General features: G+C 47.0%; 9 protein-coding genes and 1 pseudogene. 3 read left to right on the top strand and 7 right to left on the bottom strand.

Features of this window, described 5'->3' with window-relative positions:
• Positions 1 to 135: 135 nt before the first annotated feature.
• The 3 genes from EI981_RS24625 to EI981_RS24635 form a co-directional block, all read right to left on the bottom strand.
• Positions 136 to 969 (bottom strand): class I SAM-dependent methyltransferase, encoded by an 834-nt coding sequence (locus tag EI981_RS24625; RefSeq protein ID WP_127002732.1) that lies wholly within the window; start codon positions 967 to 969, stop codon positions 136 to 138.
• Between the two features lie 39 nt (positions 970 to 1,008).
• A complete protein-coding gene (panE, locus tag EI981_RS24630) occupies positions 1,009 to 1,929 on the bottom strand; it encodes a 2-dehydropantoate 2-reductase (protein ID WP_127002734.1) in 921 nt (306 codons plus the stop codon).
• A 127-nt stretch (positions 1,930 to 2,056) separates the two neighbouring features.
• Entirely contained in the window at positions 2,057 to 2,482 is a 426-nt protein-coding gene (locus tag EI981_RS24635) for a MarR family winged helix-turn-helix transcriptional regulator (protein ID WP_127002736.1), read from the bottom strand.
• A 151-nt stretch (positions 2,483 to 2,633) separates the two neighbouring features.
• On the opposite strand from EI981_RS24635, the gene EI981_RS24640 reads away from it, so the two are divergent.
• On the top strand, positions 2,634 to 4,112 hold the full coding sequence (locus EI981_RS24640) for an MFS transporter (protein ID WP_127002738.1): 1,479 nt from the start codon (positions 2,634 to 2,636) through the stop codon (positions 4,110 to 4,112).
• Between the two features lie 276 nt (positions 4,113 to 4,388).
• Here the strand turns inward: EI981_RS24640 and thrS are convergent.
• Positions 4,389 to 6,062, bottom strand: a pseudogene (gene thrS, locus EI981_RS24645) (threonine--tRNA ligase); the annotation flags it as partial.
• Between the two features lie 1,416 nt (positions 6,063 to 7,478).
• On the bottom strand, positions 7,479 to 7,760 hold the full coding sequence (locus EI981_RS24650) for a DUF3889 domain-containing protein (RefSeq protein ID WP_227011580.1): 282 nt from the start codon (positions 7,758 to 7,760) through the stop codon (positions 7,479 to 7,481).
• A 209-nt stretch (positions 7,761 to 7,969) separates the two neighbouring features.
• Between EI981_RS24650 and EI981_RS24655 the strand changes: the two genes are divergently transcribed.
• Positions 7,970 to 8,542 (top strand): RNA polymerase sigma factor, encoded by a 573-nt coding sequence (locus EI981_RS24655; protein WP_127002742.1) that lies wholly within the window; start codon positions 7,970 to 7,972, stop codon positions 8,540 to 8,542.
• Positions 8,535 to 9,827, top strand: a complete 1,293-nt coding sequence (locus EI981_RS24660; protein WP_127002744.1) for a DUF4179 domain-containing protein — start codon at positions 8,535 to 8,537, stop codon at positions 9,825 to 9,827. Before EI981_RS24655 ends, EI981_RS24660 begins: the two co-directional genes overlap by 8 nt.
• Before the next feature lie 130 nt (positions 9,828 to 9,957).
• On the opposite strand, the gene EI981_RS24665 is transcribed toward EI981_RS24660, so the two are convergent.
• The gene (locus EI981_RS24665) at positions 9,958 to 11,706 is read right to left on the bottom strand and encodes an ABC transporter ATP-binding protein (RefSeq protein ID WP_127002746.1); all 1,749 of its coding nucleotides are present in this window, start codon (positions 11,704 to 11,706) and stop codon (positions 9,958 to 9,960) included.
• Positions 11,707 to 12,125: 419 nt separating this feature from the next.
• On the bottom strand, positions 12,126 to 13,799 hold the full coding sequence (locus EI981_RS24670; RefSeq protein WP_127002748.1) for a glycoside hydrolase family 13 protein: 1,674 nt from the start codon (positions 13,797 to 13,799) through the stop codon (positions 12,126 to 12,128).
• Positions 13,800 to 13,823: the final 24 nt, after the last annotated feature.

Raw genomic sequence — 13,823 nt, forward strand, 5'->3', positions numbered from 1 at the left:
AAGTAACTCGGCATCGAATCTTGAATTCACCCGGGCCTTCCGGTGCTCACGTACAAACTACGTACGCTCCGCTCCTCTGGCCCTAGCTTCATCCAACCTTCTCGGTGCTGAAAACTGGCTTATTTGTACCTGAACCTATTTTATACCGAGACGCATCCGATAACTGAACATAATTTCCTTCGTATGACCGTTAAAATACTTATCCGTCAGTTCACGGAAATAAGCTATATCGCCATCAAGCTCTGTGCTGCCGAGCTTCATAACGCTCTGCAAGCCGCCTTGGCTTAGCGCCAGTCCAACATAACGCTCGGCATTGCACAGCTCCTGATGGTGAAATACGATCTCCCTCGTAAATCTGAAGGCTCCACTGGCCTGTAAATTATGCAAATGCTCGTTCTTGTTCCGCTTAACGGCCTTTGATTCCTCGGCCGTCTCCCGCTCCAGAATCTCATCGCATTTATCATACAATTCCATGTACTGCTTCTCCAGCTCCCAACTGATCATCGGCGGCCAATCACAGTCATAAGCAGCGAATACGCCTCCCGTCCGTAGAACGCGGTGTACCTCGCTTAATGTACTTACGGGTTCCATCCAATGAAATGACTGCGAGCAGGTAATAATATCGACTGATTCCGCGTCCACCTCAAGTTGATTGGAATACCCGGGAACGAAGCTGATCACAGACGATCCCTCCGGGAAGTGCTGGAGCTTGGCTGTGGCTACACTTCGCATATCATCATTAGGCTCAACCCCTATGATCCGCGTCGCACATCCATTCCAGACCAGCGTCGACAGTCCTGTACCGCAGCCTAAATCCATTACCAGCTCTGGTTCTCTCTGCAAGTATTGGGTCAAAATCTCGGTAACCATCTTAGGGGCTTCAGGACGGTAATTGTCGTATACATCTGCAAACCCTGAGAACCTCGCGACATTACTCTGTAAATTTCCCTTTGGAATCTCCGGTACCATGTGATCTCCTCCATTTATCTATATTTTCGCTAGAGCCTACTACTCTTGCTGCATAATCTCATAGATCTGTAGGTTACGATAAATCACCTCAAGCAGCGGGGCTTCCATCTTATGCTCCTTAGCCAAATCAAGTAAATAACCGTGTAGATGACGACCCTCAATCGCTAGACCCTTCTCCATGTCACGCAGCATAGAGGCTTTCATTGTGTAGCCCGTCTTCTCCATCGTGACCATATGCTGAGCAACGATCTCCGAATCCAGCGGTGCACCGTGCGCCATCATGATCGCCGCGCCCTCTTGGAACACACCGCGTATGTACTCATATCCATTCTCGCTATCCCGAATCGGACCTAACGGGGCTCGCATCAGAGTAGTTACGCCTGCAATGGTCGTAATATACAAATATTTATGCCAAATATCTTGCTCGATATGAGGGCTCCGCACGAATGAAGCTTTCGTTCCGCTCAGCGCTTCTTCAATCGCCTGAATTCTCTCCGTATCTCTATTCCCGAACTCTCCGAATCGGACATAGTGCCCTTTGCTCGTCTGAATAATATGTCCCTGCTCATTTAAGGTAGTCTCAATGAAGCATAGTCCGCCGATGACCTTGTCCTTACCGAACTCCCGCTGCAATTCCGGGATATGAGCCACACCGTTCAGCAACGGCAGAATCACCGTATTCTCCCTAACGAACGGCTTGACATCCTGCATAGCTTCCTTTAAATGGTAAGCCTTCGTCGAGAACAGGATCAAATCAAAGGGTTCCGCTTCATCTTGCGAAGTGGTAACACGCGGCTCCAAGGTCAGATCGCCGTGCACACTGTGAATCACTAATCCCTCTTGTTCAAGTTGCTGCTTGCGATGCTCCCTTACGAGAAAGGTAACATCTGCTCCTTGTTCAACTAGTCGGCCGCCAAAATAACCACCGACTCCTCCGGCGCCAAGCACTAATATCCGCATCGATCACTTCATCTCCTGCCTATATCATATTAAGCCAATTATACTAGATAAAAGAAAAAAGCGAATCCATCCTCTTCTTTGACGAATTCGCTTCAATGCATGACTGCAACAATTTTGAGTATATTACTTAGCGAGAATTGTAGTTGTCATACACCTTCTGCAGTAGTGCTCTGAGTTGTTCCTTCTCTTCCTCGGACAAGCACCCAGCTAGACTCCTATTGGACTCATCCAGAATTGAGATCAACACAGGTTCGAATTCCTTGGCTTTGGTAGTCGGATATAACCGGTAGGATCTTCGATCGTTATCGTCGACGATCCTCTCGACATAGCCCTCCTCCTCCAATTGCTTAATACAACGGGTCGTAGTAGCCTTATCGAACTTTACTTCACATGTAAGCTGATCCTGATTCAAGCCGGGATTCATTAGGATCGTCTTCAGATAGCTATGGTGTCCGCCACCGCCTATATTATAATCTCTCAGTTTGTTGGCCAATTCCTTCTGATTGATACGGTTGATAAAAGATATCAACTTGCCGATCGAGTTCATGTCCATCCTTGCCCTTCTATAACGGGATTTATATACATGTCTAAAATTTTATCGTATTTTTGTTGCAGACGCAACTAAATTAGAGTACACTTTGAATATGTGATTTAGTTGTACGTGCAACAAATTTATATTGCAATTATGAAGTGAGGTTATCAGCATGAGTTCAAATCCAGAAATAGTAAGAAAAACGTATCAGGATGATCCCGCGGTACAGAAGAAGCGCTGGTTGATACTGATCGTCATTAATCTATTCACCTTCATGTCCACTCTGGACGGAAGCATCGTCAACATCGCCCTCCCCGTCATATCGAAGCAGCTCGATTTACCGGTAGCCCAGACACAATGGGTTGTCACCAGCTACCTCATGATGATCTGTGCGGTAATTCTATTCTTCGGCAAACTTGGGGATATCGTCGGCAAAATAAAAATATTCAAGCTAGGCATGATCATTTTCACGATCGGTTCTCTGTTCTGCGGATTAAGCCACAGCTTGACCACCTTGATTGCTTCACGGCTTCTTCAGGCCCTTGGCGCATCGATGACGATGGCCAACAATCAAGGGATAGTTACTGACATCTTCCCGCCAAATGAACGCGGTAAGGCGCTCGGGTTCATCGGAACCTTCGTATCGCTGGGCAGTATTGCCGGTCCAAGTCTCGGCGGCATTATCATTTCCAGTCTCGGTTGGGAATATATATTCTGGGTGAATGTCCCAATCGGAATCATCGCCTTTATTATTGGCGTCAAGACGCTGCCACAAGATCTTACGAAGCTGCGAGTGAAGATCGACAAGGCGGGCAACCTGTTATTCACACTATTTATCCTTGCCCTATTCTCCGGGCTACTACTTGGACAACAGGTTGGTTACGGGGATTACCGTATCATAGCCTCATTAATCGTTTCAGTAGTTGTGTTTATCGCTTTTATATGGGTACAGATGCATAAGCAGGAGCCGCTGCTTCAGCTATCGCTCTTTAAGAATCCGCTGTTCTCGCTGAGCATTTTATGCGGATTTCTCGTCTTCGTTGCGAACTTCTGCTACAACATTATCGCACCTTTCTATGCACAGAGCATTCTTAACCTGTCTCCGTCTCAAGCCGGGTTCCTGCTGATGATCTTCCCGATTGTCATGGTCATCATCGCACCGATCAGCGGTACTCTATCGGATAAGATTGGCTCAGAGCTGCTAACCTTCATCGGTCTGATCGTGATGGTTATCGCCCAGTTCGGCCTTGCTTCATTGCACAACGGCAGCCATATTGCGTTCGTATCGCTATGGATTGCTATGCTTGGGCTTGGCAGCGGGATATTCCAATCTCCGAACAACTCGCTCGTGATGTCTAAGGTACCACGGACACAGCTTGGGATCGCCGGCAGCATTAACGGCTTGGTCCGTAATATTGGGATGGTTGTAGGGATCACGGTAGCAACTTCTACCCTGTTCAGCGTGATGAGCCATAAAGCTGGCTATCGTGTAACCGGGTTAATTCCAGATCGCCCGGATATCTTCTTGACCGGAATGCATGTCGTCTTCCAGACGTCAGCGACGATCTGCCTTGTAGCCGCTCTGCTGACCGGCTGGCGTCTCTGGTCGTCCAGACGCTCGCCGCGAAATGAAGCTGTCCACTCGAATTAAGAGTGAGGTTAGCGGGTATGGTGTGTAACTAGTTGAACTAACTTGGGCGGCATGATGTGCGGACTGCAAAAATGTAGTTTTTCTTCTGGAATTAGACCCGATTTCGAATAAATCGAGAAACAGCCTGCATATTTGCAAGCTGTTTCTTTTATTCCGGTTTTCAGTCCGAAAAAATGCATTTTTGCAGTTTCTTCCTCTTCCCCCTCCCCCACTATTGTCATTAATCATGTGGCCCATTCCACACTCCGCCTCAACCAAAAATATCAGAAATGCGAATTACTGCGCACGCTCATTTATTTTCCCTTTCATCATGGAAATAAAGGCATAAGGCTCATATTGCTCCTGCTCCTTCTGACCGTATGCGCGAACCTGCACATTTCCCGCGGCGATCTCCGCATCGCCAACGATCAGCATGTAAGGAATTTTCTGCATCTGTGCCTCCCGGATTCTATAACCCAGCTTCTCATCACGTGAGTCCACATCAGCCCGAATTCCAGCATCTATCAGGCGTTCACGCATCTCATTGGCATAAGCAGCATGGGCCTCCGCTACAGGAATTACTATTGCATGTACAGGTGCTAGCCATATCGGGAATGCCCCCGCATAATGCTCAATCAATATACCGAGGAAACGGTCGATGGAACCGTATATAGCGCGGTGTATGACGACAGGAGTCTGCTTAATGTTCTGCTCATCCACATAGGAGAGCCCAAACTTCTCCGGCATTTGAAAATCCAGTTGGATAGTTCCGCACTGGTGACTGCGATTTAGAGCATCCTTGATATGAAAATCAATCTTTGGTCCATAGAAGGCGCCATCCTCGGGATTAAGATTGTACTTCAGCCCAGATGCTTCGAGCACTTTCAGAAGTGCAGCTTCCGCCGCTTCCCACTGTTCGTCACTGCCCATTGAATCCAACGGCCTAGTCGACAGCTCGAGCGAATACTCGAAGCCGAAAATTTCGTAGATCTCTTTGATCAGATCGATGGTATGCATGATCTCCGCTTCAATCTGTTCCGGCGCCACAAAAATATGAGCATCGTCCTGGCAGAAAGTTCTGACCCGGAACAGGCCATTTAGCGCCCCACTGAATTCATGGCGATGAACCTGACCGAATTCGGCATAACGGATCGGCAGATCTTTATAAGAATGCAGGCTGTTCTTGTACATCAACATATGCCCCGGGCAGTTCATCGGCTTAACGGCAAAATGATGATGATCAAGCTCAGAGAAATACATATTGTCGCGATAATGATCCCAATGTCCAGATTGCTCCCACATATGGCGATCCATCATGAACGGTGTACGAACCTCCTCATATCCGTACTTCAACAAATATTCCCGTGACAAGCTCTCCAACTCATTACGCAGCACTGTGCCCTTAGGCAGATAGAACGGCATGCCAGGAGCCTCATCCGCAAACATAAACAGTTGAAGCTGCTTGCCGAGCTTGCGGTGATCCCGCTTCTGAGCCTCTTCCTGCCACTTCAGATATTCATCAAGTTCCCGCTTACTTGCAAATGCTACCCCATAAATGCGCTGTAACATTGGCTTCTGGCTATCCCCTTGCCAATAAGCACCAGACACATTCAATAGCTTGAAGAACGGCTTGGAACGAAGCAAATCCCGTACAGCACTCTGGTCTAATTCCTCATTATGCTCACCCGAATCGGCTGCACAACCCCATGGAAGAATGTCCATATAACCACCCTGTTCAAAAATAACAACGGGCTCCTCCATGGCCCCTTCCTTGAGCCATTCTACCTTCCAGTGTTCTCCCTTCGCTTCGAAGAGCTTAATCGCCTCACCACGGGAGCAATGGCGGCAATTTGCAGGTTCATCTTGGGCAGCAAGCTGCTTCATGTCCTGTTCAATCTCTGCAACATCCTCCTCAGAAATCGGGCTCGCAGCGTCGAAATCATAGTAGAAGCCTTGTGAAGTATCCGCGAACATCCCCAGTCTGACGCCTTGAATCTTGTGCTGGATGGCTCTTGCCATCAGCATTGCAGCATATCTTCTTCCCAATACTTGCTTCGAAATTGGACTACACATTTCAATATCACTCCTAAAATTTATTGTTATATGAACAAAAGAGCGCACTGTCCGCATAGGGACGAGCGCGCTCGTGGTTCCACCCATATTCAATCCGCTATTAGAGGTAGTTCAAACCGTCCAATTTTGATCACGAAGTAGATCAGGACGTGTTCTCGACATCGAATCTTGAATTCAACCTTCTCGGTGCTGAAAACTGGCCGTTTTGAACTCTTCCTAGCGAATCCTTATGTCTTCTGTAACGGGAATTCCCGGCAATCTTTACACTCATGCTGCTACTCTCGTACCACGACCAGATCCCAATCTGGGATAACATTACGGCGCTCGATCGATCGCAAACATGATTTCAAAATTGCAACTACAAGGCGGTAAATCCTTACTTCCTCCATAGGGGCTTCCAGCCAAGACCCCGTTCTCTGGCATGGTATCTATAAGCATTCTTGTCCTTGATCATCGCTTTTAGAGGTTTTATGAAAATAAAAAAGCGCGCTGTCCGCATAGGGACGAGCACGCTCGTGGTTCCACCCATATTCAATCCGCTATTAGAGGTAGTTCGAACAGTCCAATTTTGATCACGAAGTAGATCAGAATGTGTTCTCGACATCGAATCTTGAATTCAACCGGGCCTTCCGGTGCTCACGTACACACTACGTACGCTCCGCTCCTTTCGTCCCTAGTTTCATTCAACCTTCTCGGTGCTGAAAACTGGCCGTTTTGAACTCTTCCTAGCGAATCCTTATGTCTTCTGTAACGGGAATTCCCGGCAATCCTTACACTCATGCTGCTACTCTCGCACCACGACCAGATCCCAATCTGGGATAACATTACGGCGCTCGGTAGATCACAAGCATGATTTCAAAATTGCAGCTACAAGGCGGTAAATCCTTACTTCCTCCATAGGGGCTTCCAGCCTAAGGCCCCGTTCTCTGGCATGGTATCCATAAGCATTCTTGTCCTTGATCATCGCTTTTAGAGTTCTGTGAAAAATCAAAAAAGCCCACTGTCCGCATAGGGACGAGCGCGCTCGTGGTTCCACCCAAGTTCAATCCACTAACATCTTACCTTTAGCGAATCCTTATAACTTCTGTAACGGGAACTCCCGGCAATCCTTACACTCACGCTGCTACCCTCAGTGGGTCCCATACATGATTTCAAAATTGCAGCTACAAGGCGGTAAACCCTTACTTTCTCCATAGGGGCTTCCAGCCTAAGGCCCCGTTCTCTGTTATGGCATCTATAAGCATTCTTGTCCTTGATTCAAGCTTTTGCGATACAACAATACTAAGCAACACGGTTAGAAATGTCAACAGCCATTTATCCCACCCTTTCATAACGGATTGTGTACTCCGTATCATGGGCCGGGTTGAACTGAAGGTACACATAGACTCCGAACTCGCTACCGTCCTTCGTTCTGATCCACAGCTTAAATTTCTCCTCAGCCTTATTGGCGGACAGATACGTCCGGCCTACATGTAAATAATCTATAATGTCCGCTTGGTAGCGTTGCTGGGTCTCTTTGACCGCAATTAGGCCCCATTTGGCATATTCCGGAACAACGGCCGCGCCTACCGTTCCGATGTATAATGTCCACATCATAACTAAGCTGATTACAGTCCGTAACATTCCTGTCGGTAATCTCAATTTAGCGCATCTCCTTAGTGTAATCTATGGATACTACTAATATCTCTTCGACTAGATGCAAATATTCTATAGCCATTCCATTCGAAAGCATCATCATGCAAAATTTATAGAAGAATGAACTTTTTGCACTCCTTAAAACTCTTATAAATAAGAGAGGTGAAAGCATGAAGACAGTACGTTTGGTGAAGAAAGCCAAAAAGGGAAATAAAGAAGCATTACTACAGCTCATTATGGCTGAGGAGGATACATATTATCAGCTCGCCCTAACCTATATGGGGAATACCCATGACGCGATGGATGCCATGGAGGACATGATCCTCATCCTATACGAGAAGATCGAGCAGCTTAAGAGTGAAGAAGCCTTCTATAGTTGGAGTAAGACGATCCTAGTCAATAGCTGCAAGGGGTTGCTCCGCAAACGAAGTAAACTGGTACTGGTCGATGAGTGGGAGTCTGAGTATATCAATCATCATGAGCTGGGGTCACCCCCCCACGGGGTAAATTCCACTGAAACAGAAGATCCATACTTAAATAGTGAACGGCAAATGGACATTCAAACTTTATTGCTCCAGATCAATGAGCAGCAAAAAGAAGCGATCCAGTTGAAATATTTGCATGATCTCGATTACCAGACAATTTCAGACATAACTCAGGTACCGGTTGGAACCGTCAAATCGAGAATCTCCCAAGGATTGAAAAGACTCAGAGAATATCGCGGAGGTGAGCAGAATGAATAACATCGAAGAGCAATTGGCTGTGGAGAAACAGCGACTTGAAAATCAGAAAGCACCCAAGGAGCTTAAAAACCGATTAAGAGCAACCTTGGATGCAGCTCCCTCCAGAAAGTCGAAGCGCATTGCGCCGATCTGGAAGGCTGCTGCTATCCTTATTCTCATCGCTGCCATTTTCGGATCGAACTATAATGCACTCGCGTATTACGGCAAGCAGCTATTTGGTTTCGAGGAGTTGATGGGAGATACTTTGAAGCAGCTTAATGATAAAGGTATGGGACAGAGCATGGAGGAGAAGATCACGCTGAAGGACGGAACGGATTTCACCATCAACGGTATTATAGCGGATGCAAATCAGCTAGTAATGTACTACACCTTGTTTAATCCACACGGACTGGATCAGAGCCACGAGCCAATCAGACTAGATTCTATCAGCGGTTTCTGGACGAAATCCCATCCAGCAAGCGGTACATCGGTCTTGAACGAGGAGCAGACCGAGATTAAAGGCATAATGACCTTTGACAGTGTGAACCCCTTCGCCAAGAAATTAACGCTGCATTATATGCAAATGCCTTATACAGCCGAGCAAATGTCAGAAGGAACCCTTACTTTTTCATACAATCCAAATCAAGCGCTGCAGACGCTGCTAAGGCAATCGATCAATAAGACGCTCAAGGTGGACCAAGGCTCACTGACATTCCAATCCATCACGGCTACGCCAACACAAACGGTTGTCAGAGGAACCATCCGGGTGGACAATTATGACCGTGTTCCTAACGCACTGGACGGGATTAAGTTAAGAGCGAACGGAATTGAAATTCCGATCAAAGGCAGCGGAAGTCAATCTGCATATGGCAGCAAAATCAGCTTCGAAATTCGTTACGATGCCCTTCCGCAACAGATTCAAGACTTGGAGCTCATCATGGGCCATTTTGTTGGGTATCAATCCTTGGATAAGAAGCTGTCACTGGCAAATGTAAGTGGCGATTCATTTAAACTGAGTGAGGAGAATTTATGGATTAAGGATGTATCCGTCACCGCCGACCAAGTGGAGGTTACCATCGCCACAGAAGACGATGTCATGCTGGATGGCGTATCTATTGAGACTCAGGACGAGAACACCCCGCTACAGACAACGGTTAGACAGGATCTCGTTAAGCAGGCCGATGGAACATTGTTGAAGCAGCGCACCCTGCTTTTTAATACGAAGAATAAGCCGGAATATCTGCTGATCAAGGGAATGCACTATATGAAAGCCTACAATAAGACGATCGAGATTCCCGTAAAATAAATATACGTAGGAAGACAGCCCGGCCAAGAGTTCCTGATTGTAAATTCAAAAAGAAAGAGCGAGCCGAAACACTCGGCCCGCTCCTTTTTATACTCTAATCTATAACATCTCTGACCCAGTTACAGAAGCATTAGTCATCGAAGTTAGATTCGCTGGCTTCTTCCCGTAATCTCTCCTTCTCCGCCCTCTTCTCCCGATCCCAAAGTTCCTGGAAGTAGGGGCTGTTGTGAAGAAGCTCTTCAAAGGTACCCAAACCCACAATTGCTCCATCTCTCACTAACAAAATCCGATCCATATTCTTTACAAAATCTAGTCTGTGAGCAATAACGAGAAGTGTATTCTTACTGAACCTGTTCAGAAGGGATTCCATCACCCTCTGTTCGGTAATATTGTCGAGGGCCGAGACGGGCTCATCAAGGATGACCAGTTCCCTCTGCTGAGCCATAATTCTAGCAAAAGCCAGACGCTGCCGTTCCCCGCCGGATAGCTTAATCCCCCGTTCGCCGACCATTGTATCCAGCCCCTCTGGAAGACTCATAACTTTGCCTTTCAGCAACACCGTATCTAGCAGTTCGTAAATTTGCTCGTCGGGCATCTCTTGATCAAATACGATATTGCTTCGAATCGTCGCATCGAAGATTGGCGCATCCTGCGGGATATAGGATACATGATCATATAGGCTGTTCAGCTTGATCTGATCGATATCCACCCCGTCGATGAGGATGCTGCCCGATTCTTTTTTCAACAGCCCGAGCAATAACTTCACGATCGTCGATTTACCGCTGCCGCTAAGACCGACAATTGCAAGCGATGTCCCCTGCGGAATTGTAAAAGAAACCCTATCCAGGAGCCGCGCATTCCCGTAAGCAAAGGATAAATCTCTAAACTCAATCTGCTTGGACAACGGACCTACTTCCAGACCTTGCAACAAATTGGCATCCTCAGGCGCATTAACGAACTCCTCAAGACGTTCATAAGCGACCCGGTCAAGCTTGTAATCGACATAGATTACGTTGAAGATGGCTACAGGCGTATATACCTGATCAATGAACATAATCAAGGCGACAACGATCCCGATAGAAGTGCCGCCGACCAAAATTTGCTTGACCCCGTACACAAGTACAGCGATCTTCAACAGACTCACAATCACAGCAAATATCATAAAAAAAGCTTCATGGATCATCCTGATCCGGCAGTTCTTGGCGACGATGTCACCGGCCGTTGCAGTAAGGCGTTTGATTTCCTTGTCGTAGCGTTTATTCAGCCGGAATACGACCAGCTCCATAAATCCGCGCACCGAGTATTTTGCCAGCTTCTCCTGACTGTCCAGCAGCGAGGATTTGATTCTATAGAGCATGCGTAGCAGTAGATTTGTCAGCAGGAAAATAACGATATACCCTACCGCGATAACTAACATAATTTGTACATTATACATACCGATGAATAATAAGCTGAATATCATTGTCGGCAGTAGGTTGCTAAATATCTCCAAGTAAAAGGAGTAAATGATGCCTTTTCCTGCAGAAGCCCCATTCTCGATCACCTTGATCATCCGGCCGGTTCCGATATTCTGGTAGGCGCCATAATCCATTCTGGACACTTTCTCAAGCGCCATAATCTTCAGCTTTTCAAATATCCCATTCGATAAATAGGTCTGCGGATATTCTGTGAGGTAATTCAAAAGGGTCACAGCCAGCAAAATGCAGCCATACAAAATAATTAATCCCAGTATGTCGTTGAGTTGATGAATCTGAACCACTTGGTCAATCAGTTCCTGAAAGATTCTGATGCCATACGCGTTAAGGAATTGGATCATGAAGCCCATAATTATATACAGCAATATCATCCACTTAAAAAGAACAATGCACTTCTTCAACATATTTGAATCTACCTCCGATAAGATCAATAAAGCCAAGGATCACTGCTCATGTATGCATACGGAAGCGAATGCCTAATGTCAACGCATTAAGACAATCTTCCGCCAAGCATATATAGCATGGTGCCCTTGGCTTAATTTTAGAGCGATAGCATTTGCCGACACCGTTCAAAGCTCTAGTCTCTATATGGTCAAAAGGGCATAGAACCCCCTTGGTAGCTGGTACGCGTGTTACCCAGCCCGAGAACTAGTTACTTCGAACGTTACGGATTGCCATCCTCTTCACCTCATCTTTGTAGATTAATCTTATTATATCTATTCCTTTTATCCACTACAACTATGCGATTCATGCCCTTCTGCCCTTTCGATCAAATAAAAAGAACGGCCGAAGCCGTTCCTCCAATCTGACTAATCCTTATTGATTAGCTTAATCTCAATACCTGAGCCTCGTATGGGCGAAGCTCCATTTGCTCAAGCCGTGTTCCCTCGAGTAATTCATAGTTGCCAATCAGCCGCTCGTAGGAACGGTAACCTACGGATGCAGGCAGTTCGAAAGTCATGGGGTCAGCGAAGAAGTTAAGAATCACCAGCAGCCGTTCATCGCCCAAAGTGCGAGTATATGCATAAATATGCTCATGATCCTCCAGCAGGAGCTCGTATTTGCCGTAGACAATCACTTCATGCTGTTTGCGCAGCTCAATCAGGCGACGATAGTAATGGAAAATAGAATCCGGATCAGCCACGGCCTCTTCGGCATTGATCTGTTTATAATTTGGATTAACGACAAGCCAAGGTGTCCCGGCTGTAAAGCCGCCATGCGCTGTTGCATCCCATTGCATCGGCGTACGGGCATTATCGCGACCTTTGCTATAGATGGAAGCCATAATATCTTCGACCGAGCGGCCTGTTTCGCGATGTTCATTGAACATATTATGCGTCTCGATATCCTGATACTCTTCAATCGTTGCGAACTTCACATTAGTCATGCCGAGCTCTTCGCCCTGATAAATAAACGGTGTGCCCTGCATCGTATGAAGCAGCGTACCAAGCATTTTAGCTGATTCCTTGCGGTATTTGCCGTCATCGCCGAAGCGGGATACCATTCGCGGCTGGTCATGATTGTTCAGAAACAGGCTGTTCCAGCCCTTCCCTTCAAGGTCCGTCTGCCACTTGCTCATAATGCGCTTGAAGTCGAGCAGCTTCCACGGCGTTACGAACCATTTGCCGCCTGGGCCTGAGTCAATGTCCATCGATTCGAACTGGAACACCATGCTGAGCTCGCCGCGATCCTCACCTACATAGAGCGCCGCTTCCTCTGGAGATACTCCCGGCGTCTCGCCAACGGTCATCACATCATATTTCGACAGTACTTCTTGATTCATCTCCTGCAGGAATTCATGGATACGCGGACCATTCATGAAATATTTGCCGCCGTCCTTGTACTTGCTTTCCCCTTCTCCGTCCGGTAAGCCTTCAACTTTGCTGATCATATTGATGACGTCCATCCGGAATCCGTCGATGCCTTTATCTAGCCACCAGGTCATCAAATCATACACCTCACGGCGTACCTTCTCATTCTCCCAGTTCAAATCCGGCTGTTTCTTGGAGAAGAGGTGCAGAAAGTACTGGTCTGTCGTCTCATCGTATTTCCAGGCCGAACCGCTGAAGATAGAAGCCCAGTTGTTCGGCTCCTTGCCATCCTTGCCATCACGCCAAACATAATAATCACGGTAAGGATTATCCTTGGACTTGCGAGATTCAACGAACCAGGCATGCTCGTCCGAGGTATGGTTCACTACCAAATCCATAATCAGCTTCATTCCGCGGCTATGCAGGCCGTCAAGCAGACGCTCCCAATCTTCTACCGTACCGAACTCATCCATAATTCCCCGATAGTTGCTAATGTCGTAGCCGTTATCGTCGTTCGGCGACTCGTAGACCGGACATAGCCAGATCACATCTACTCCCAGCTTCTGCAAATAATCCAGTCTTGAAATAATCCCCGGAATATCGCCGATCCCATCCCCGTTGCTGTCCTGGAAACTGCGCGGATATATCTGATATACAACGCTTTCCTTCCACCATGTCTTCTTCATGAATGAAAACTCCTATCCATTTAT

The organism is Paenibacillus lutimineralis, from assembly GCF_003991425.1.
In the GTDB taxonomy this organism is placed as follows: domain Bacteria; phylum Bacillota; class Bacilli; order Paenibacillales; family Paenibacillaceae; genus Fontibacillus; species Fontibacillus lutimineralis.